A 20,456-nucleotide genomic window follows, 5' to 3' on the forward strand; every position below is an offset into this window, starting at 1 on the left:
GTTGACGGCACGAATTTCGTTGGTGGTGACCGATTCATCCAGTTCACTGGCCTCAAAGTCGCCCTCGCGCACCCGGCTGGCCGCAAACGACAAGTCTTTCAGCGGCCGGTTGATCAACCGGGCAATCCAGGCCGCACCAGCCAGTGACAACAGCGCCGCCGTGCTCAGCCAGATCAACCAGGTTTTGCCCGCTGGGGGCTCAAACCGATCCAGGCTGGTTTGCAGCCAAAAATGGTCTTTGTCGATGGCAAAGCCAATCCACAAGCCGGCTTTGCCATTCACACTGCCTGCCACCCGCGTGTCGGTACCCAGCCGCGCCGTCAGCTCATTGACGATGTAGTGGTTGAGTTCGCTGTTGTCCAGGTCGATGGCCACGTCTTTGGGCTCGCGCGGCAAGATCACCACATGCTCTTGGACGCGCATGGTTTTGAACAATGACACGCGGGTGATGGCATCGGTGTGCATCACTGCGGCACGGCTCAAGTTGACCAACGAGGCAATTTGACGCGCCGTTTGAAGGGCGCGGGGCTCGGCCTCAAGCTCCCGCAAGGTTTGCGTCCAAGCCAGCACACTGCCCATCAGCAGCAAGGACAGCAGCACAAACGTGCGCCAAAAAAGGCTCAAGCCACTGCGGTGCTTGCGGGCTGGCTCATCCTCTGGCGGGTACGGTTTGAAGGGCGACTCAAGCGTTGCCATCGGGCACAAACACGTAGCCCACACCCCACACCGTTTGGATGTAGCGCGGTGCAGCAGCATCGTCTTCAATCAGTTTGCGCAGGCGCGAGACCTGCACGTCCAAACTGCGGTCAAACGGTTCAAAGTCGCGCCCGCGCGCGAGTTGCGCCAATTTTTCACGCGACAGCGGTTGGCGTGCGTGCCGCACCAGCGCTTTGAGCATGGCGAATTCACCGGTGGTCAGGGGCAGCTCTTGACCTTCTTTGTTCAAGGTGCGTGCCCCCATGTCGAAGCTGAACGGGCCAAAGCTCACCACCTCCAGCTCGGCCGAAGGGGCACCAGGTGCCTCCGGCGGGGGGCGCCGGCGCAGCACGGCGTGGATGCGCGCCAGCAGTTCACGCGGGTTAAAAGGCTTGCCCAGGTAGTCGTCTGCGCCCACTTCCAGCCCCACGATGCGGTCAATGTCTTCGCCTTTGGCGGTGAGCATGATGATCGGCGTGCGGTTGTTGGCACCGCGCAGGCGGCGGCAAATCGACAGGCCGTCTTCACCTGGCATCATCAGGTCCAACACGATCAGGTCAACGGGTTCGCGCAGCAGCACGCGGGTAAGCGCCTTGCCATCCTCGGCTTGCAGCACTTCAAAGCCTTCTTGACTCAAGTAGCGGCGCAGCAGGTCGCGGATGCGGGCGTCGTCGTCAACGACCAAAATTTTGTCAGTGCGGTCAAGGTTTGCGGTCATACTTACTTTCATGGATGTCGCACCACCCTGAAATGATGAAACCGTTCGCCCTGAGCGTGTCGAAGGGTTCGACCAGCTCATTCTGAACGGTGTTTCACATTAAGATGGTGCGCAAAATGTAACGGTTTGATTTTGCGTGGTTCAGTTGCAAATGTGAACCTTTTTAAGCCCGGTTTCACATGTTGTTACAAATAAGATGAATGTTTTTAAGATTTTTGCCAGCTACTTTTCCAGATGAAATGCTCAACTAAATTTATAGCAGCTTGCGCACTATTCATAAGCGCTACAGCCTGTTTTTCTCAAAAAAATCCGGCGCTTCTACCGGTTCAACAAATCACCTTGTCAGCCACTGCCAGTGTGCCAGTGCCACAAGATGTGTTGACCCTGTCACTGACCACCCAGCGTGAGGCATTGGACGCCCAAAGCGTACAAACCCAGCTCAAAGCAGCCCTTGAGCAAGCCTTGGCGCAAGCCAAACGCAGCAACCTGGGGCCGGCACTGGAGGTGCACACCGGGCACTTTCATGTGTCGCCGCGCACCGACCGCAACGGCAAGGTCAGTGGCTGGGCGGGCAGTGCCGAGCTGGTCTTGCAGGGGCGCGACTTTGCCCGCCTGGGTGAGCTGGCTGGCCAACTGACCACTTTGACCGTGGCCAACGCCAGCTTTGCTTTGACCGAGCCACAGCGCCAAGCGGCGCAAAGCCAGGCGCAAAGTCAGGCCATTGCACTGTTTTTGCAGCGGGCCCAAGAGGCTGCCAAAAGCTTTGGCTATGCCAGTTTCAGCTTGCTGGAGGCCAGCCTCAATGCCAATGACTTTGGCGGCGGTCGCCCACCCCTGATGGCCATGAGCACCCGTGCTGCGGCCGCCGAGGCGCCGCTGCCACTTGAAGCCGGTGTGACCACCGTCAGCGTGACGGTGTCTGGCTCGGTGCAGCTGACCCACTGACCCACTGACCTATTGACCCACCCGACCCTAACCCAAGCATGGCTGACTTTTCTCCCCTTTCAACCCTCAAGCGCATGGCCAGCGGGGCGCAAAGTGCCGACCCAGGGCATCTGGGGCGGTTTGAACTCAGGCGCTTGCTGGGGCAAGGCGCACAGTCCAAGGTGTGGCTGGCGTTTGACCCGCGGCTGGAGCGCGAAGTGGCCATCAAACTGATGAAGCCCATGAGCGCCAAGGACACCACGGGGCTGACCCAGTGGTTGAGCGAGGCGCGCACCGTCAGCCGCCTGACCCACCCCAACATCGTGCCGGTGTTTGAGGCCGATGTGCAAGACCAGCAGCCGTTTTTGGTGTTTGAATACGTGGCGGGGCAAACCTTGGCACAACTCATGGCCAGCCAGGGCGCACTTCCCGCCACCCAAGCGGTGGCACTGATGACAGATGTGTTGCAGGCCTTGACCGCTGCCCATGCCACCGGGGTGGTGCACCGCGACCTGAAACCGTCGAACGTGATGATTGAGCCCAATGGCCGCGCCCGGGTGATGGACTTTGGCATTGCCCAACGCATCAGCACCCAACAACTCGGCCAAACCACGACCGCGCTGGCTGGCACGCCGGCTTACATGGCGCCTGAGGCTGCGCGTGGCGACCCGGTGTCACCGGTGATGGACGTGTTTTCTGCGGGCTTGATGCTGGCTGAGTTGTTGTGGGGCAAACCGCTGCAGCCGCAAACCGATGCCTACCAGGCCATTTACCGCGCCGCCTACCAAAATTTGGCGCTGCCTGCAGCCTTGCTGGACCAGCTTGATGACAACCTCAAGGCCATTGTGCTGCGGGCGCTGAACCCCGCAGCTGATCAGCGTTACCCCAGCAGCGAAGTTTTTCTGGCGGCGCTGGGCGCATGGACAGCACAGCAAAGCGCTGCCGTATCCCCCCTGGAGGCACCAGCGGACAGCCAGAACAGCACACTGGAATTTTTGCTGCGCCGCATGCGCAGCAAAACCGACTTTCCCGCGTTGTCAGAGTCGGTGGTGCGCATTCAGAGCATGGCCAACTCTGAGAAAGAAAGCATCAGCAGCATCACCAACGAAATCTTGAAAGATGTGGCGCTGACCAACAAGCTGCTGCGGCTGGTCAACAGCGCCCACTATGCCCGCGGCAACAGCATTGGCACAGTCTCCCGGGCAGTGCAGCTGGTGGGCTTTAACGGCATTCGCAACATGGCGCTGAGTCTGGTGCTGCTGGAGCACATGCAAGACAAAACCAACGCGCATTTGCTCAAAGAGGAATTTTTGCGTGGGTTGATGGCCGGCGCTGTGGCAGCCGAGCTGGCCAGCACCAGCGAAGAGGGTGAAGAAGCCTTCATTGGTGCCCTGTTTCAAAACCTGGGGCGCATGCTGAGCCAGTTTTATTTCCCCGAAGAAGCCACCAACATTCGCAGCCTGGTGCACGCAGCCAAAGAGCCGGTGGAGGAACGGGTAGCCTCGGTGCGCGTGCTGGGCATGAGTTACGAAGCGTTAGGCGTGGGGGTGGCGCGTGCCTGGGGCTTGCCAGAGGGCATTCAGCGCTGCATGCAATGGCCCGCTGGCGAGCCGCCCAGCCGGGTGCCCACTGATGCGCTGGAACGCTTGCGCTGGGCCGCGCGCGCCGCCAACGACATGACCGATGCCATGCTGCACACCAACGTCGATGATGTGGCGCTGCAGTTGGACAAAGTGGCCAGAAAATTCAGTAAAACCCTGGGGTTGACCACCCCTCAGGTGACTGCGGCTACCCAAGTGGCCAGAAAAAAATTGGTGGAGTTGGCCGATGCCATGGATTTGCGGGTGCGGAAAACCTCGCCTGTGGCGCCCTTGTTGCATCCGCCGGGCAGCGTGCCCGAGCATGTGGAGTATTCAGAGCAAGACCACGACGCACTGGTGGCCAGCCAGTTGCAAGCCACGCCCGAGCCTGCCGCAGCACACGGGCACGCCAAACCTGCTGCTGAACATGTGTCGCAAACCCTGACGGCGGGCATCCAAGATATCACCAATGCCATGGTTGAAGACTACAAACTCAGTGACGTGTTGCGCATGATTTTGGAGGCCATGTTTCGTGCCCTGTCGTTTCACCGCATCATTTTTTGCATGCGCGACCCCAAAACCGACACCCTGACTGGGCGCTTTGGCTTGGGCGCTGGGGTCGAGGGTGTGGTGAAGTCGTTTTGTGTGCCGCTGTCTGACAGCGCTGTGCCAGATGTGTTCACCACCATTTGCACCAAGGGGGTCGACACCTTGATTGCCGACAGCCGCGAACCGCGCCTGGCCAGCCGCCTGCCCGCGTGGTACCTTAAATCGTTCAACGCACCCACATTTTTGGTGTTGCCGCTGGTGCTCAAAGGGCGCCCGTTTGGGCTGATTTATGCCGACATGGCCGACAGCGGGGGCTTGAAGCTGGATGAAAAAGAGCTGGCGCTGCTGCGCACCCTGCGCAACCAGGCGGTGATGGCATTTCGCCAAGGCATCAAGTAGACGCCGGGTTGTGGCCACACAACCGCAGAAAAGTAAGTCATGACTAAACACACCACACCTCATTTGATTCTGGCCTCCACCTCACGCTACCGGCGCCAACTGCTGGAGCGGCTTCGTCTGCCTTTCGATGTAGTCTCCCCAGACGTGGACGAAACCGCCTTGGCGCTTGAGACCCCGGCACAACTTGCCTGTCGCTTGGCACACGCCAAGGCGCAAGCGGTGGCGGCCTTACACCCCAACAGCGTGGTGATTGGCTCTGATCAAGTGGCCGACCTTAATGGTGAGTCGCTGGGCAAGCCCCACACCCATGCCCGCGCAGTGGCGCAACTGCAGCGCATGCGCGGCCAAACCGTGATCTTCCAGACCGCGGTGTCGGTGGTGTGCCACGCACGCCAATTTGCCCAGACCGAGTTGGCCCAAGTCAAGGTCTGCTTCAACCCCTTGACTGACCTTGAAATTGACGCCTATTTGCATGCTGAGCAGCCTTACGACTGTGCGGGCAGTGCCAAGAGCGAAGGCTTGGGCATTGCCCTGCTGGCACGCATCGACAATGACGACCCCACCGCACTGGTCGGGCTTCCCTTGATTCGCACCTGCCAACTGCTGCGCGCTGCTGGCCTGAAACTTTTATGAACACACCTGCCACCCCACGCACGAGCGCACTGGGCAAGCTCTACCTAGTGCCCGCACCACTGGACTTTGGCTGCGACCAAGCCACAGACTTGCAAGCCAGCATGCCCTTGGGCACGCTCCAACAAGCGGCCAGCTTGTCGCACTGGGTGTGTGAAAACGCCAAAACGGCGCGCGCTTACCTCAAACGCATTCACGACATCACCCCGCTGTGTCAACCGATACAAGCCATGTCGCTGGTGGAGTTGCCGCGAGAAGTGCACAAAAAAGGCGATCACCAAGGCCAGTTTGACGCACGCGGTTTGCTGGCGCCTGCGCTGCAAGGGCATGACTTGGGTTTGATCAGTGAAGCCGGTATGCCGGCCATTGCCGACCCCGGTGCGTCGGTGGTGCGTGCCGCGCATGACGCAGGCCTGCAAGTGTGCCCCTTGGTCGGCCCGGTGTCGCTGCTGCTGGCCTTGGCTGCGAGTGGTCTCAATGGGCAGAATTTTGCGTTTGTGGGCTACCTGCCACAAGACGCGCAAGAACGCTGCGCACGGCTGCGCGACCTGGAAGCGCTGGCTTTGAAGACTGGGCAAACGCAATTGTTCATTGAGACCCCCTACCGCAACGCCGTGATGCTGGCGGCGCTCAAGCACACCTTGCAGCCGCACACCCGGCTGGCCATCAGCAGTGGGCTGACCATGGCGCAAGCCAGCATCATCAGCCACCCCGTGAAACACTGGAAACAAAGCACTGCGGTGCTAGACAACGCCATTCCAGCTGTTTTTGCCATCGGGCGTTGAGACTGTCCGGCGCAAGCGCCAACCAGCCTCAATGCAAGGCGGTAGAGGCCTTCAAGGCCTGCACCGCCCCGGTGCCGATGGCTGCACCAAAGCGCTTGACCAAGCGCTCGGCTACGTTGTCACGCCGGGTGTAGTCCACAATGTCTTCTGCTTTCACCACCTCGCGCGCCACATAGTCAAGGCTGCCCAACTGGTCAGCCAAACCCAGCTCAATGGCTTGCTGACCGCTCCAAAACAAACCGCTGAAGGTTTCAGGCGTTTCTTTCAGGCGCTGGCCTCGCCCCTCTTTCACCACAGCAATGAATTGCTGGTGAATTTGATTGAGCATGGTCTGGGCGTAGGCGAGTTGGGTGTCAGTTTGTGGGCTGAACGGGTCTAAAAACCCTTTGTTTTCACCGGCGGTCATCAAGCGCCGCTCAACCCCGAGTTTGTCCATCAGCCCGGTGAAACCAAACCCGTCCATCAGCACGCCAATGCTGCCCACAATGCTGGCTTTGTCGACAAAAATCTTGTCGGCCGACACGGCAATGTAGTAAGCAGCCGAGGCTGCGGACTCTTCCACCACAGCATACACCGGCTTTTTGTGAATGCTTTTCAAGCGCTTGATTTCATCGTTGATGATGCCGGCCTGCACCGGACTGCCGCCCGGCGAATTGATCAGCAACACCACGGCCTGGGCGCCCACATCTTCAAAAGCCGTGCGCAAGGCCGACACCAGCAGCTCGGCACTGGCTTCGGCACCCGAGGCTATTTCGCCCTTGATCTCAATCACCGCGGTATGCGGTGCGCTGACATCTTTGGTGCCGGCGTTTTGACTCACACCCAAACCGATCAAAGCCAACAACACACCTAGCCAGGCAAAGCGGAAAAAAATTCGCCATCGACGGCTGGCGCGCTGCTCCTTGAGGGTGGCGAAAGCCAGTTTTTCAAGCATGGAGCGCTCCCAACCTTGGGGTTCGGCTGCGGTCTTGTCTTTGTCATTTTTAGGAGCTGCTTGAGCAATATCCACGGGCTCTACAGTGCTATTTTGCTTAAATTTTTCAGCGGCGTTAGCGTCTTCTGGCGCAGGCAGATGTGGATCGGTCATGGTGGTTTGATGGGGGTGAATTGGCCTGAAGTATGCCAGTGCACCACGCCGTCGACCTCTGACAACGAAATTTTGACCAAACCACCCCGGCACGGCCCCATGCGGCAGTGGCCGGTGTGCGGGGCATACATGGCGCCATGGGTGGCGCACATCAACCAATGGCCAGTGGTGTCAAAAAACTCATTGGGCTGGTAGTCCATTTCCATGGGCACATGGCTGCAGCGGTTCAAATAGGCATGCACTTGGCCTTGGTAGCGCACGGCAAATGCCGCTTCGGGGCGCCCAAAATACAGTACATCAAAGGCCACCGCCTTGCCACTGTCTTGCAACTCATCAGAGCGGCAAAGGGCAACGGCAACGCTGTCGTCGTGAGGCTTAACCATGCGCGCACAACCACTGGTGCAATTGCGCCACGTCGTGCGCCACAAACAAGGGGTTCAGGTCAGCAAAGGCCTCGGGTTCATGCGCACCATAGCTCACACCCACACTGGCACAGCGGGCATTGAGCGCCATTTGCAGGTCGTGGGTGGTGTCGCCAATCATCAAGGTGCGCTCTGGGCGCACATCAAACTCAGCCATGAGTTCGTGCAGCATCAAGGGGTCGGGCTTGCCAGCGGTTTGGTCTGCGGTGCGCGAGGCATCAAAGGTGCCGGCCAGCGTGGAGGTGGCCAGTGCCTCATCCAACCCCCGGCGACTCTTACCGGTGGCCACAGCCAACAGATAGCCCCTTGATTTGAGATCAGCCAACAGGGGAAGCACCCCCTGAAAAAGGCTGATTTCATGTTGAATGGCAAAGTAGTGGTGGCGGTATCTGTCACCCAACTGTGGGTAAAGCGCTTCGGGCACGTCTGGCGCGGCATGTGCCAGCGCTTGCATCAACCCCATGCCAATCACAAACGACGCGGCCTCATAGGTTGGCTCTTGGCCACCCACATCGCGCACGGCGGCTTGAATGCAGCGGGCAATGATGGCAGTGGAGTCAAACAAGGTGCCATCCCAGTCGAAAGCGATCAAATCAAAACGTCGTGGTGTCATAAGGGTGTGAGATTGTGCAAAGCCAGCCATTGACCAGCAAAATAAAGGCTATATTCTTGCCACTTAAGGCTCTGAGTCATTATGCATACGACCCAATACAAAATCTGGATTCAACTGCTCACCACCATTGGCGTGGCCTTGTTGGTGGTTTGGACCGGCGTCATCATCTGGCAGGGGCATGTGACGCGCCAAGCTGCCCTGGACCAAGCCACAGACTTTTCAGCCAGCATGCACGATGCCACCATGGCCGGCCTGACAGGCATGATGGTGACGGGCACCGTGGCACAACGGGATGTGTTTTTAGACCAGGTGAAACAGCTCGGCTCTATTCGCGATGTTCGGGTGTTGCGCGGCGAGGCCGTGATCAAGCTGTTTGGCAAAGGCACTGAAAAAGACGACAGCCAGCCCGACGCTTTGGAGCAGCAAGTGCTGCAAAGTGGCCAAGCCATCGTGCAAGTAGAGTCTGATGCCAAAGGCGAGTATTTGCGTGCGGTGCGCCCCACTTTGGCCTCTAAAAACTCTTTGGGAAAAGACTGCACCAGCTGCCATTTGGCGCCTGAGGGCACGGTGCTGGGGGTGGTCAGCATGAAGGTCTCGCTCGACAAGGTCAATGCCAGTTTGGCTGAGCAGCGCATGAAGTCGATTCTGGCGGCACTGATCACCTGCATTCCGGTGCTGATGCTGATCTACCCGTTCATCCACCGCGTGGTGACGCAGCCGCTGGAGCGTTGTGTCGAGGTGGCGCGCAGCATTGCCGCCGGTGACCTGACGCAACAGGTAGCCGTGCACAGCCACAACGAAATGGGGGAACTGCAACAGGCTTTGAAAGACATGAACCAAAGTCTGGGTGGCATCGTGCGCCAAGTGCGCTTGGGCACTGACACCATTTTCAGAGCCTCCAGCGACATTGCCAGCGGGAACCTGGATTTGTCGAACCGCACCGAGCTGCAGGCCAGCGCGCTTGAACACACAGCCGCCTCCATGGCGCAAGTGACCACGGCCGTGACCCAGAACGCGGAACACGCCCAACGTGCCAACCAGTTGGCTCAAAGCGCCTCTGAGGTTGCGGTGCAAGGCGGCACGGTGGTGGGCGGTGTGATTGACACCATGGCCTCGATCAACACCTCGTCCAAGCGCATTGTGGACATCATCAGCGTGATTGACGGCATTGCCTTTCAAACCAATATTTTGGCGCTGAACGCTGCGGTGGAAGCGGCCCGTGCCGGTGAGCAAGGCCGTGGCTTTGCCGTGGTGGCCACCGAGGTGCGCAACCTGGCCAAACGCAGCGCCGATGCCGCCCAAGAGATCAAAACGCTGATTGCCGACTCAGTGAGCAAGGTCGATGCCGGCAGCAGCCTGGTCGAAAAAGCTGGCCACACCATGAACGACATTGTGGACAGCATTCGCCATGTGACTGACATCATGGGCGAGATCACCGCGGCCAGTGCCGACCAAACCGCTGGCATCGAAAAAGTGGGCAGCGCGCTTGATGACATGAACCACGTCACGCAGCAAAACGCGGCACTGGTTGAGCAAGCCGCCGCCGCCGCTCAATCACTGCAAGACCAGGCCGAGCATTTGGAGCAGGTCGTGAGCACTTTCAAAATAAATGAGTCAAACAACCACCTAGCCCTTATGAATAAGGCGTAAGATGCTATTTTTTAAATAGCATTTGTGTCATGCCTCATTCCCAAACTCTTTACCCCAACCCGCTGCAACCGATCACCTTGCCTGAACCGCCCCGGGTGCATTGGGTCGAGTCAGGACAAGCGCGCTCTGCACGCTGGCGCAGTGAGCGCGGCAGCGCTGCCCCCAAACAAGTGGTGTTGGCCGACGACAGCTTGACAGCGGACAGCGCCTACCGGATGGCTTGTGCGGGCACCGGCATGCTGTGGCGGGGAGACTTTCAAAATGCGCGCTTGCTGCTGCAAGCCATGAGCCGACGCATTGACCAGGTGCCCAAACGCAAACGCGTCAAAACGCCAACACCCGTGTCCATGGTGGAGGCTTTCCATTTGCACCGCCAAGCTCAGGCACAGCGGGCACGCACGCTGGGCATGGTGTTGATTGAAATGGATGCCAACCACCACATTGACTTGCGCCGTGCACCCAACGTGCAAACCGCCTGCGCCCAGGCGTGGCACGCCGCAGAGATGCCTGAACAGGCTAGTTCGGAGGCGACTGATGACCACACTGTGTTGTCATTGCGGGAGTTACTGGGCATCACCAGCGCCGCTGAATGGCGACGGGTGGGCGTGGAAGTGATGGCTCTGGGCGTTGCGCCAGACAACCGCATTTACCCACACTACGGTGTGTTTTCTCCGGTGCGGGGGGAATACACAGGTCTGGTCGCCAGTGCCCACTTGCCCAAACCCGGCAAGGGGCAAACCAGCCTCACGGCGTTTGACATAGGCACGGGCTCTGGGGTGTTGGCCGCGGTCTTGATCCGCCGCGGTGTCGGACATGTGGTGGCCACAGACTCAGAACCGCGAGCCTTGGCCTGCGCCGAAGACAACTTCAACCGTCTGGGCATCCAATCGCAAGTGACGCTGCTGCAAGCTGATTTATTTCCCCCGGGTCAAGCGCATTTGATTGTGTGCAACCCACCTTGGCTTCCGGCGCGACCCGGCTCTTCTTTAGAGCGCGCGGTGTATGACGAAGGTGGGCGCATGCTGCAAGAGTTTCTGGCTGGCCTGCGCAGCCACCTGGCACCGGGCGGTGAGGGCTGGCTGATTTTGTCCAACCTGGCTGAAAACCTGGGTTTGCGCAGCCGAAGCGAGCTGTTGACCATGATCGACGCTTGTGGCCTGCGTGTCATTAGCCGCATTGATGCCAAAGCGCAACACCCCAAAACCCAAGACACAACTGACGCACTGCATCAGGCGCGCAGCAAAGAGATCACTTCGCTGTGGCGGTTGGCTGCACCGAAGCCTTAAAACACTCAGCAACAGCCACACCAAATGGCTGATCAATCTGGTGATGGCACAACAGTTGCATTGGCTTGCCAATCAAACTATTTGACAAACTTGATACATCCTGTAACATGCAATTCAAATTCCCGGAGATCACCATGTTCAGCATTTCAAAAATTTTGGCAGCTTCTTTGCTTGCGATCGGTTCACTTAGCGCACATGCCGTGACTGAAAACAACTACACCTCCAATGATCTGGTGCTTGACCCAAGTGGTTGGTTAAAAGGCACTTTTGACAATGGTATTGGTTATGACATCTACAGCAGTCACACAAAGTCTGTGGTGGGTGACGCAGGTGACGGCTACAAATTCTCGGATTTTTATACTTTCAATTTGACAGATCCCCTGGCCGGCTACGCCTCTCTGGTCAGCAACTGGAAAATTACCTCTTGGTCAGCCGTGCTCAATGGTGTGCATTTAAACCTCACACCTGGATCGTACGCCGGCACGCTGTCGGGTGCTGCAAGTTTTTATACAGGCATGAACACATTGGTGATTACCGGCGTTACCGCTGGCCCAGGCGGGCCTCAATGGGGTAACGGTACAGGTACCTACAACATGAGCCTGGGTGGCTCTGCGGTGGCAGCTGTGCCAGAACCAGAAACCTTCGCCATGCTTTTGGCTGGTTTGGGTTTGGTGGGTTTTGCCACGCGCAGGCGCGAACGCAAGGTTGCAAGTCAGAGCTAAACCGCGCTGTTCGCTACAGCTCAAAGGGGATTGTTTTGCAATCCCCTTTTTTTGTTTTTCAAAACGCTGTGGTGTAGTGGCTGGTGAATAGCAAAAATCATCCTGCTATTTTTTGACCTTGTCTCTGTTTCAAGTTGCGGCTCAGCGCCAGTTTGCATGCGTTTGAATTCATTCTTTCTTGTGGTTTGCTTTGTTGCGGGTACTTTGGCTGTAGCAGACGTGCAAGCTGAAGCGTCGCACCTGACCCTGAAGGCTGAGGCGGCTTTGACCTTTGACAACAATCTGTTCAGGCTCCCGGCAGCCACCAACACCCTGCGGGTGCTTGGCAAAGACAGTGGTGCCGAGCAAATTGGGGTCACCACCTTGAGCCTGAACTTCAGTCAAACGCTGAGTTTGCAAAAAGTCAACGTCTCTGTCAGCGTGGTGGACTCCAAGTTTCAAAACTTCAGTTATTTGAATTACGCCTCGTACAACTACAACGCTGCGCTGCAATGGAGCCTGACCCCCAGGCTGCATGGCCTGCTAAGTGCAGACCGCAAGGAAACGGCCAACAGCTTTGCAGACTACACCGGCCGCCAAAGCAACTTGCGCACCGAAGCCAGCCAGCGGCTTGATGCTGAGTATGAAATTGATGGCCCTTGGCGTGTGCTGGCAGGTGTCTCAACATTTTCACAAACCAACCAGCAAGCGCTGGTGGCCGGCGGGGACCACACCACACGCACACTGAATGCAGGCTTAGGCTACGTGTTTGCCAGTGGCAGCAGCTTGAATTGGATACAAAAACAAGTCAGCGGTCATTTCTTGCGCCGCAAACTGGTGGCCAACAGCCCTTATGACCCGGATTTCAATCAATCCATCAGTGACTTGCGGGCGCATTGGGCCATGCCAGAGAAGCACAGCGCTGACTTCTACCTCACGGCACTGCGTCAAACCCACCCCCATTTTCCTGAACGCGATTTCAGCGGCCTCAACTCTGGTGCCAGCCTGAATTGGCTGCTCACAGGCAAATCTTCCGTGCAACTGGGGCAATCGCGAACGGTGACCAGCTACGCCGTCAGAGACAGCAACTACACCCAAACCCAACGGCTGTTCGTGTCACCCAGCTGGCAGTTCAGCCCTAAGTCTTTGGTGCGGCTGCAACACAGCAGGTCACGCATCCGTTATTTGGGCGCCCCGCAAGGCGTCGTGCCCAGCCAGCGTGAAGACAATATTCATGACACAGGTGTGACTTTTTACTGGCAACCTGATCAACGTTTCACCTTGAGTGCTGCACTGCAAAATGCCAGCCGTAGCGCCAACCAATCTGGCTTAGACTATGAAAGTCAGCAGATTTCAGTGTCTGCTCAATACAGTTATTAACCTTTTTCTCAACCGCCATGCACACCGCCCCTCTTAAAAGTTATTTGCTCATTGGCATTTTGATGTTGGGCTTGTCTGCCTGCGGCAAAAAGGACGACAAGTCTGTGGCGACTCAGGTGGCCGCCAAAGTGGGTTCTGAAGAAATTTCAGTGCACCAAATCAACCAAGTTCTGAGCCGCAGCAACACCGCAGGTGCCACGCCAGAGGCTGCCAAAGCCATGGGCAAAGAGGTGCTGGAGAAACTCATTGACCAACAATTAGCAGTCAACAAAGCCATTGAGAGCAAGCTCGACCGCACGCCCGAAACGGTGGCCGCTCTTGAAGCTGCCAAACGCGACATTTTGGCGCGCACCTATTTGCAAAAAATTGCCTCAGACTTGCCTAAACCTACCCAGGAAGAAGCCAAAAAGTATTTCGACGAACATCCTCAGTTGTTTTCGCAAAGACGCATTTTCAACATTCAAGAAATTGTGGCGCCTGTCACACCGGGACTGGTGGAACAATTGCGCGGCATGGCCGCTGCCAGCAAATCAATGGACGAGGTGGCCAAACAGCTCCAGTCCAAAAACATCAAATTCAATGGCGGCAGTGCCAGCCGCCCCGCCGAACAAATTCCACTGGAATTGCTGGCCAAGGTGCACGCCCTGCAAGACGGGCAGAGCCTGGTGTTAGACACCCCTCAATCAGTCACCTACCTGCGCTTGGCATCGTCACAATCAGCGCCTGTGGACTCAACCACTGCGCTGCCGCGGATTGAGCAGTTTTTGAGCAACCAACGCGCCACAGAAGCTGTGGCCGCAGAGATGAAACAGCTCAGAGCCAGCACCACCATCACATACATGGGTGAATTTCAAGCCACGCAACAAGCCGCCACTTCGGCGCCAGCGTCAGCAACAGAAGAGCCTAAAAAAGATACGCCCAATAAGCCTCTAGAGCTTATGGATAAAGTGCAGAGCACTATTGAAAAAGGTGTAGCTGGCCTGAAGTAACTCACAGGGTATGTGGCTATGAATGCGTTTTTTCACCCCTTCCGATCCGGCTTTTTTTGGGTTTTGATGCTGATGGCAGGTTTTGTGCTGCCAGGGTTGGCGCAAGTTCAACCTGACTATCCCTTGGGTGTAGGGAATGCGTTAAGAATTCAGGTGTTTCAAAACCCTGACCTCACCATTGAAACACGTGTCTCTGAAAACGGCGCCATCACCTACCCGCTTTTGGGTGAAGTGGCATTGGGTGGCTTGTCTATTGCTGCCGCTGAAAAAAAAATCAGTGAGGGTTTGCAACAAGGTGGGTTTTTACAAAACCCTCAAGTCAACATTGTGCTGGTGCAGATTCGAGGCAACCAGGTGTCGGTGTTGGGGCAAGTCGCTCGCCCTGGCCGCTTTCCACTTGAAACAGCCAACACACGTTTGACAGACATGCTGGCCAACGCAGGTGGTGCAACACCGGGTGGCGACGACGTGGCCATCGTGACTGGCGTGCGCAACGGCAAGCCATTTCGCAGTCAGGTGGATATTCCTGCCATTTTTTTGGATGCTGACATTCAAAACGACCTCATCTTGCAAGGTGGAGACACCATTTATGTGCACCGTGCACCGGTGTTTTACATTTATGGCGAAGCTCAGCGCCCTGGCGCTTTTCGCATTGAGCGAAACATGACCGTGATGCAGGCCCTGGCGCAAGGCGGCGGCCCCACGGCCAGAGGCAGCGAAAAGCGGCTGCGCCTGCATCGCAAAGATGCCCGTGGCAATGTGCTGCAACTTGAACCCAACTTGACAGACGCAGTGCAACCCAACGATGTGATCTTTGTCAAAGAAAGTATTTTCTAAAGTGCGCTCCTTGCCCAGCTCTCGTCTCCTGCTGATCACAAATTTCATCCGAGCCATGCAGTCATGACCCTGCAGCAGTTTTTATTGATTTTGCGGGCACGCTACAAAATTGCTTTGTTGGCGCTGCTGGTGACGGTGACCACAGCGGTGGTGGTGAGCTTGCTGCTGCCCAAACAATACACCACGGGCGCTGCTGTGGTGATTGACGTGAAAGCACCCGACATGGTCAGCGGCATGATTTTGCAAGGCATGATGGCGCCCGGCTACATGGCGACGCAAGTGGACATCATCAACAGCGACCGCGTGGCCAAAACAGTGGTCAAGATGCTGAAAATGGATCAAAGCGCCGCCATTCAACAACAATGGCAAGATGACACCAAGGGCGAGGGGCAATTGGCAGACTGGCTGGCGAACTTGCTGCAAAAAAATCTTGACGTGAAGCCCGCACGTGAAAGCACGGTGATCAACATCAACTACACCGCGGTTGACCCAGACTTTGCTACCGCGGTTGCCAACGCTTTTGCGCAAGCCTACATCGACGTCAACCTTGACTTGCAGGTGGCACCGGCGCGGCAATACGCCACTTTTTTTGAAGAGCAAACCAAAGAAGCGCGTGCCAAGCTGGAAAAAGCCCAACAAGCTTTGTCTGATTACCAGCAAACCCATGGCATCACCTCGGCAGATGAGCGGCTTGACTTTGAAACCGCCAAATTGAATGAAACCTCTAGCCAACTCACAGGCATTCAAGGGCAAACCACCGACAGCCAGAGCAAGCGCCTCAACGCCCAAAGCGACACGCTGGCTGAAGTGATGCAAAGCCCCCTGATCAATGGCCTGAAAGCCGACATTGCCAGAATGGAGTCGCGCTTGACAGAGAGCAGTGTCAACTTGGGTAAAAATCACCCCCAAGCTCAGCGCTATGCGGCTGAACTGTCTAGCTTGAAAGCTCAGCTGACTTCAGAAACCGAAAAAATCAGGCGCTCTATTGAGACCAGCTACCAAATCAGCCTTGCCCGAGAACAGCAACTCAAAGGCGCGCTTGAGAACCAAAAAAAACGTGTCCTCAAACTCAACAAGCAGCGCGATGAGCTCAATGTGCTGCGGCGTGACATTGAATCAGCCCAACGCGCGTTTGAATTGGTGAGCCAGCGCGCCTCGCAAACCAACATTGCCAGCCAAACCAACCAAACCAACGTCTCGGTGCTCAACCCTGCCGTGCGGCCCACACTGCCATCCAAACCCCGTGTGTTTTTAAATACCTTGGTTGCTATTTTTTTAGGCACCCTGTTGGGCGTTGGGTTGGCACTGATGCTGGAGTTGAAAGAGCGCAAAGTGCGCTCAGCCCAAGATTTAAGAGATGCACTTGACTTGCCTGTGCTAGGCAGCATTGGCCGAGCCACGCACTTGTTGCCAGGGAAAAAGGTGGCGGCATGACGGGGTCTGTGGCATTGCCAATTTCACCCATATTCAATGCCAGCCGCTCGATTGGCGACATCTTGGTGGCCAATGGTCGGCTCACCGAACAAGCTGCCGCACAGATTTTGGCGTATCAACAAGCCCAAAATTTGCACTTTGGCGATGCGGCCATTGCGCTCAAACTGTTGACCAAAGATGACATTGACTTTGCCCTCAGTCAGCAATACGACTACGCCTATTTGAATGCCACCAACACCAGCCTGAGCCCCGCCTTGCTGGCAGCCTACCAGCCATTTGGTGCCGTGAGCGAAAACCTGCGCGCGGTGCGCAGCCAACTCACATTGCGCTGGCTTGGCAAACAGCCCCAACAGAATGTGTTGGCAGTGGTAAGCCCCAGCAAAAATGATGGGCGCAGCTTTGTGGCGGCTAATCTGGCCATCGTGTTTGCCCAACAGGGGCATCGCACCTTGCTGATGGATGCTGATTTGCGCGCCGAACCGCATAAAAGTCAACAAAGCTTGTTCAAACTGGAACGCAGCTTGGGGCTCTCTGGCATATTGGCCAACCGTGCCGGGCTTGAAGCGGCTCAATTGGTGCCTGGTCTGCCGCATTTAGCGGTGCTGCCTGCGGGCGCGGTGCCGCCCAACCCGCAAGAATTATTGGGACGGCTGGCCTTTGGCAACTTACTTGAAGGTGCCAGCCAGCAATTTGACATCATCTTGATCGATACGCCCGCTGGGGGTGATTTTGCCGACGCAGAAATCATTGCCACCCGGGCAGGTCATGCGCTTTTGGTGTGCCGCAACAATCAAACCTTGCTGCCCGATGCCCTGCACTTGGCTAGCCGACTGCAAGGCGGCGGTGTGGAGCTGATTGGCTCGGTGCTCAATGATGCGTAAAAACATCGTCACTTGGTTGCCGGTCATGCTTGGACTGGCGGTGCTTTATGTGCCCAGCCTGTATGACTTGTTCACGGGCATCTGGTCGAGTGACGAGCAAATGCATGGCCCCATTGTGCTGGGCATCAGCTTGTGGCTGCTGCAGCGCAACTGGGCCGCCATGGAAGCAGCGTCCCAAAGCCAGCCCACCAGTCTTTGGGGTTGGCCCATTTTCATCATGGGTCTGCTGCTGTATACCTTGGGACGGTCACAAGATATTTTGATGTTTGAAATAGGTTCTGTGATCTGGCTCTTGATTGGGCTGGCGCTGTTACTGCGCAGTTCTGCCGCCCTGAAAGTGCAGTGGTTTGCGCTTTTTTTCATGCTGTTCATGGTGCCGCTGCCCAGCGCTGTGGTGGATGCCGTGACCATGCCCATGAAAATGGCGGTGTCGTATGTGGCTGAGCACGTGCTGTTTTGGGCAGGTTACCCAATTGGGCGCAATGGGGTCATTTTGCAAATTGGCCAATACATGCTGCTGGTGGCCGATGCGTGCGCCGGTCTGCACACGCTGCTCACGCTGGAAGCACTAGGCTTGCTGTATTTGAATTTGGTGCGGCGTGACTCAGCCTTCAGAAACATTGGGCTGGCCATTTTGATTGTGCCCATTTCATTTACCGCCAACGTGATTCGCGTGATGGCCTTGAGCCTGATCACTTACCACTGGGGGGATGCGGCTGGCCAAGGCTTTTTGCACGGTTTTGCGGGGATGGTGCTGTTTTTAAGTGCGTTGATGCTGATCATTGGGTTTGACACCGCGCTGCACACGTTTGAGCACTATCGGCAGCGAAACACACTGAACAATTGATAAACAAATTGGCCTCTATCGCTAGATAAATAAGCGTAAGCAGCTATGAATTTAAACTGAATTTTTTTGTGATCTCCACAACCAAAACCCTCATTCTGCTTGTTTTAATGCTGCTGTCTGCAGCACTTGGAACGGTCTTGAAGCCACGCATCAGTCTGGCTGATGAGCGCCCCCCCATCAACCTTGAGACCATGGTACCCAAGACGTTTGATGAATGGCGTGAAGAAGCCAACATGCTTGCCCAAGTCGTCAATCCGCATCAGAAAAGCATGCTGGACAAGATTTACAGCCAAACATTGAGCCGTACTTATGTCAATAAGCAGGGCTACCGCATCATGCTGTCGATTGCCTATGGCAAAAACCAGAGCGATGCGCTGCAACTGCACAAGCCAGAGGTGTGTTACCCGGCGCAAGGATTCAAACTTCTATCCAGAAAAAATACCATCATTGAACTGCCAAGTCACCTCATTCAGGCCACACGGCTTGAGACCTCGCTGGGTGCCCGCCATGAGCCGGTCACTTACTGGACAGTTGTGGGTGACTATTCAGTCAAGTCCAGCATCAGCAAAAAACTGGTTGAAATAAATTACGCCATCCAAGACAAGGTTCCAGACGGGATGCTTTTTAGGATTTCATCCATCGACAAAGATACTTTGACCGCTTACGCCATACAAGAACAGTTTGCCAAAGACATTGCTGATGTGATTGATGACAATATTCGCACTCGATTTATGGGTGGCAAATCCAAAAAAATATGAACTATATCTGCATGTATTGGTATCAATTGAAAAGTATTTCACGCCAATGAAAAAGTTTTATTTATCTGGTCAAAACAACTTTGGTAATCGGGGTTGCGAAGCGCTGGTGCGCTCAACACTTCAGTTATTAAAGGCAGAGTTTGGCGATGTCACAGTGTTGGTGCCTAGTTACAGACCAGATTTGGATATGAAGCAATGGCCAGATGCCGTCAACGCCGGTTGTAAATTTGTTCGTGCAATGCCTTACCCAACTTCATTGAAGGTATGGGGGAAAATAAGAAAATATTACCCTGGTATTAAAAATAACTACATTCCGGATTTTTTAATTCCGACAGATATAGAGAATGACATTCGTTCATGCGATGCGCTTTTGATGATTGGTGGCGACAACATCACCCTTGACTACGGCTTGGAATCTTTGATTTGGCACATTCGCTTCGCTCAGCATGCGCAACGCTTAGACAAAAAAGTCATGGTATGGGGTGCCTCGATTGGCCCATTTCCCGAAGAGCCAGCCGTTGAGAAATTCGTTGCGGATTTTTTACGGTCAGCTGTCAGTGTCACAGTCCGTGAGACGATCTCTGAACACTATCTGAAAACAATAGACATTACAGAAAATGTTGCACTGGTTGCAGATGGGGCTTTCGTCATGAGGCCAGAACCGGTCGACACATCCTCGTTTTGGCCGTTTCCAGAAAATACGCCAGTGCTTGGATTCAACATTAGTCCATTGATTCAAAAATTCAGACCACCTGGTGAGGCTAAGGAAGTTTTACAAAGGGAAGTTGCTGATTTCATTCAACATACGCTCGAAACTTCAAATATTTCTGTGCTATTTATTCCTCATGTTGATCCTCTGGATGGAATAGCCAACAATAGCGACACGTTCTATATGCGTGAGATATTTATCATGTGCAAAGGCTATGAAAACAGGATAAGTATGGCACCCAGTACGCTTAATGCTGCTCAGTTGAAATTTCTGCTATCACAATGCACTTACTTCATGGGTGCACGAACGCACGCCACCATAGCGGCATTAGGCTCCCTGGTACCCACAATTTCAATTGCCTACAGCATGAAGGCCAAAGGATTAAACAGAGATATTTTTGGTAACGAAGATTGTGTACTTGAAACACCAAAAGTCTGCACAAGCAATCTTAAAAAGTATTTAAGTTATTTGGTTTATAACCATAAATATATCATCAGCATACTGAATGAAAAAATACCTTTATGTCGTGAGAAAACTTCTACTTCCGCTAGACTCTTGGCTAGAGCTCTCATAAAATAGTG

Annotated in this window: 19 protein-coding genes and 1 pseudogene; 15 read left to right on the forward strand and 5 right to left on the reverse strand. The window is 55.6% G+C overall.

The genetic code is table 11. The features are described 5' to 3' along the window. Together PHT20_RS08660 and ompR are read right to left on the reverse strand one after the other, a co-directional pair. Nucleotides 1-696, reverse strand: a pseudogene (locus PHT20_RS08660) (two-component sensor histidine kinase); the annotation flags it as partial. Next, on the reverse strand, nucleotides 683-1,414 hold the full coding sequence (ompR, locus tag PHT20_RS08665; protein ID WP_301020199.1) for a two-component system response regulator OmpR: 732 nt from the start codon (nucleotides 1,412-1,414) through the stop codon (nucleotides 683-685). The pseudogene PHT20_RS08660 and the gene ompR, both read right to left, overlap by 14 nt. Nucleotides 1,415-1,753: 339 nt before the next feature. On the opposite strand from ompR, the gene PHT20_RS08670 reads away from it, so the two are divergent. Genes PHT20_RS08670 through PHT20_RS08685 form a run of 4 tightly spaced genes read left to right on the forward strand, consistent with a single transcriptional unit; the run spans nucleotide 1,754 to nucleotide 6,281 of the window. After that, complete coding sequence (locus tag PHT20_RS08670; RefSeq protein WP_301020200.1) at nucleotides 1,754-2,359, forward strand: SIMPL domain-containing protein; 606 nt, start codon at nucleotides 1,754-1,756, stop codon at nucleotides 2,357-2,359. 38 nt (nucleotides 2,360-2,397) lie between these two features. After that, nucleotides 2,398-4,866 (forward strand): serine/threonine protein kinase, encoded by a 2,469-nt coding sequence (locus PHT20_RS08675; protein WP_301020201.1) that lies wholly within the window; start codon nucleotides 2,398-2,400, stop codon nucleotides 4,864-4,866. 39 nt (nucleotides 4,867-4,905) lie between these two features. Further along, on the forward strand, nucleotides 4,906-5,499 hold the full coding sequence (locus tag PHT20_RS08680) for a Maf family nucleotide pyrophosphatase (protein ID WP_301020202.1): 594 nt from the start codon (nucleotides 4,906-4,908) through the stop codon (nucleotides 5,497-5,499). After that, the gene (locus tag PHT20_RS08685; RefSeq protein WP_301020203.1) at nucleotides 5,496-6,281 is read left to right on the forward strand and encodes an SAM-dependent methyltransferase; all 786 of its coding nucleotides are present in this window, start codon (nucleotides 5,496-5,498) and stop codon (nucleotides 6,279-6,281) included. The genes PHT20_RS08680 and PHT20_RS08685 overlap by 4 nt, the downstream gene beginning before the upstream one ends. Before the next feature lie 28 nt (nucleotides 6,282-6,309). On the opposite strand, the gene PHT20_RS08690 is transcribed toward PHT20_RS08685, so the two are convergent. The 3 genes from PHT20_RS08690 to PHT20_RS08700 form a co-directional block, all read right to left on the reverse strand. Continuing rightward, entirely contained in the window at nucleotides 6,310-7,215 is a 906-nt protein-coding gene (locus PHT20_RS08690; RefSeq protein WP_301020240.1) for a S49 family peptidase, read from the reverse strand. A gap of 149 nt (nucleotides 7,216-7,364) precedes the next feature. Next, a complete protein-coding gene (locus PHT20_RS08695) occupies nucleotides 7,365-7,751 on the reverse strand; it encodes a Rieske 2Fe-2S domain-containing protein (protein WP_300081888.1) in 387 nt (128 codons plus the stop codon). Next, nucleotides 7,744-8,403: an HAD-IA family hydrolase gene (locus PHT20_RS08700; RefSeq protein ID WP_300081886.1), complete on the reverse strand. Its 660-nt coding sequence runs from the start codon at nucleotides 8,401-8,403 to the stop codon at nucleotides 7,744-7,746. Before PHT20_RS08700 ends, PHT20_RS08695 begins: the two co-directional genes overlap by 8 nt. Before the next feature lie 81 nt (nucleotides 8,404-8,484). Here PHT20_RS08700 and PHT20_RS08705 point away from each other — a divergent pair, with 81 nt between their 5' ends. The 11 genes from PHT20_RS08705 (at nucleotide 8,485) to PHT20_RS08755 (ending at nucleotide 20,454) form a co-directional block, all read left to right on the forward strand. Beyond that, a complete protein-coding gene (locus PHT20_RS08705; RefSeq protein WP_301020204.1) occupies nucleotides 8,485-10,053 on the forward strand; it encodes a methyl-accepting chemotaxis protein in 1,569 nt (522 codons plus the stop codon). Nucleotides 10,054-10,082: 29 nt separating this feature from the next. Further along, complete coding sequence (locus tag PHT20_RS08710; protein WP_301020205.1) at nucleotides 10,083-11,339, forward strand: class I SAM-dependent methyltransferase; 1,257 nt, start codon at nucleotides 10,083-10,085, stop codon at nucleotides 11,337-11,339. A gap of 134 nt (nucleotides 11,340-11,473) precedes the next feature. After that, nucleotides 11,474-12,061 carry an FxDxF family PEP-CTERM protein gene (locus PHT20_RS08715; RefSeq protein ID WP_301020206.1) on the forward strand — a complete coding sequence of 196 codons (588 nt, stop codon included), beginning with the start codon at nucleotides 11,474-11,476 and terminating at the stop codon, nucleotides 12,059-12,061. A 180-nt stretch (nucleotides 12,062-12,241) separates the two neighbouring features. Beyond that, the gene (gene epsL, locus PHT20_RS08720; protein ID WP_301020207.1) at nucleotides 12,242-13,420 is read left to right on the forward strand and encodes an XrtB/PEP-CTERM-associated polysaccharide biosynthesis outer membrane protein EpsL; all 1,179 of its coding nucleotides are present in this window, start codon (nucleotides 12,242-12,244) and stop codon (nucleotides 13,418-13,420) included. Nucleotides 13,421-13,437: 17 nt separating this feature from the next. After that, nucleotides 13,438-14,409 carry an EpsD family peptidyl-prolyl cis-trans isomerase gene (locus PHT20_RS08725; protein WP_301020208.1) on the forward strand — a complete coding sequence of 324 codons (972 nt, stop codon included), beginning with the start codon at nucleotides 13,438-13,440 and terminating at the stop codon, nucleotides 14,407-14,409. A 66-nt stretch (nucleotides 14,410-14,475) separates the two neighbouring features. Next, nucleotides 14,476-15,246, forward strand: coding sequence for a polysaccharide export protein EpsE (gene epsE, locus PHT20_RS08730; RefSeq protein ID WP_301020209.1), 771 nt, complete (start codon nucleotides 14,476-14,478; stop codon nucleotides 15,244-15,246). A 63-nt stretch (nucleotides 15,247-15,309) separates the two neighbouring features. Then, the gene (epsF, locus tag PHT20_RS08735) at nucleotides 15,310-16,680 is read left to right on the forward strand and encodes a chain length determinant protein EpsF (protein WP_301020210.1); all 1,371 of its coding nucleotides are present in this window, start codon (nucleotides 15,310-15,312) and stop codon (nucleotides 16,678-16,680) included. Further along, a complete protein-coding gene (gene epsG / locus PHT20_RS08740) occupies nucleotides 16,677-17,561 on the forward strand; it encodes a chain length determinant protein tyrosine kinase EpsG (RefSeq protein WP_301020211.1) in 885 nt (294 codons plus the stop codon). Before epsF ends, epsG begins: the two co-directional genes overlap by 4 nt. Continuing rightward, the gene (gene xrtB / locus PHT20_RS08745; RefSeq protein WP_301020212.1) at nucleotides 17,554-18,408 is read left to right on the forward strand and encodes an exosortase B; all 855 of its coding nucleotides are present in this window, start codon (nucleotides 17,554-17,556) and stop codon (nucleotides 18,406-18,408) included. The genes epsG and xrtB overlap by 8 nt, the downstream gene beginning before the upstream one ends. 107 nt (nucleotides 18,409-18,515) lie before the next feature. Next, nucleotides 18,516-19,166 carry an exosortase-associated protein EpsI, B-type gene (epsI, locus tag PHT20_RS08750; protein ID WP_301020213.1) on the forward strand — a complete coding sequence of 217 codons (651 nt, stop codon included), beginning with the start codon at nucleotides 18,516-18,518 and terminating at the stop codon, nucleotides 19,164-19,166. Continuing rightward, complete coding sequence (locus PHT20_RS08755) at nucleotides 19,117-20,454, forward strand: polysaccharide pyruvyl transferase family protein (protein WP_301020214.1); 1,338 nt, start codon at nucleotides 19,117-19,119, stop codon at nucleotides 20,452-20,454. Before epsI ends, PHT20_RS08755 begins: the two co-directional genes overlap by 50 nt. The last annotated feature ends 2 nt before the right edge of the window (nucleotides 20,455-20,456 follow it).

It is taken from the genome of Rhodoferax sp., assembly GCF_028715765.1.
Lineage (GTDB): Bacteria > Pseudomonadota > Gammaproteobacteria > Burkholderiales > Burkholderiaceae_C > Rhodoferax.

Bases quoted from the DNA above. Each gene is read 5' to 3' on its own strand.
- ompR (WP_301020199.1), bottom strand. From the start codon at position 1,414: ATGACCGCAAACCTTGACCGCACTGACAAAATTTTGGTCGTTGACGAC.
- PHT20_RS08675 (WP_301020201.1), top strand. From the start codon at position 2,398: ATGGCTGACTTTTCTCCCCTTTCAACCCTCAAGCGCATGGCCAGCGGG.
- PHT20_RS08680 (WP_301020202.1), top strand. From the start codon at position 4,906: ATGACTAAACACACCACACCTCATTTGATTCTGGCCTCCACCTCACGC.
- PHT20_RS08685 (WP_301020203.1), top strand. From the start codon at position 5,496: ATGAACACACCTGCCACCCCACGCACGAGCGCACTGGGCAAGCTCTAC.
- PHT20_RS08690 (WP_301020240.1), bottom strand. From the start codon at position 7,215: ATGCTTGAAAAACTGGCTTTCGCCACCCTCAAGGAGCAGCGCGCCAGC.
- PHT20_RS08695 (WP_300081888.1), bottom strand. From the start codon at position 7,751: ATGGTTAAGCCTCACGACGACAGCGTTGCCGTTGCCCTTTGCCGCTCT.
- PHT20_RS08700 (WP_300081886.1), bottom strand. From the start codon at position 8,403: ATGACACCACGACGTTTTGATTTGATCGCTTTCGACTGGGATGGCACC.
- PHT20_RS08705 (WP_301020204.1), top strand. From the start codon at position 8,485: ATGCATACGACCCAATACAAAATCTGGATTCAACTGCTCACCACCATT.
- PHT20_RS08710 (WP_301020205.1), top strand. From the start codon at position 10,083: ATGCCTCATTCCCAAACTCTTTACCCCAACCCGCTGCAACCGATCACC.
- PHT20_RS08715 (WP_301020206.1), top strand. From the start codon at position 11,474: ATGTTCAGCATTTCAAAAATTTTGGCAGCTTCTTTGCTTGCGATCGGT.
- PHT20_RS08725 (WP_301020208.1), top strand. From the start codon at position 13,438: ATGCACACCGCCCCTCTTAAAAGTTATTTGCTCATTGGCATTTTGATG.
- epsE (WP_301020209.1), top strand. From the start codon at position 14,476: ATGCTGATGGCAGGTTTTGTGCTGCCAGGGTTGGCGCAAGTTCAACCT.
- epsF (WP_301020210.1), top strand. From the start codon at position 15,310: ATGACCCTGCAGCAGTTTTTATTGATTTTGCGGGCACGCTACAAAATT.
- epsG (WP_301020211.1), top strand. From the start codon at position 16,677: ATGACGGGGTCTGTGGCATTGCCAATTTCACCCATATTCAATGCCAGC.
- xrtB (WP_301020212.1), top strand. From the start codon at position 17,554: ATGCGTAAAAACATCGTCACTTGGTTGCCGGTCATGCTTGGACTGGCG.
- epsI (WP_301020213.1), top strand. From the start codon at position 18,516: ATGCTGCTGTCTGCAGCACTTGGAACGGTCTTGAAGCCACGCATCAGT.
- PHT20_RS08755 (WP_301020214.1), top strand. From the start codon at position 19,117: ATGACAATATTCGCACTCGATTTATGGGTGGCAAATCCAAAAAAATAT.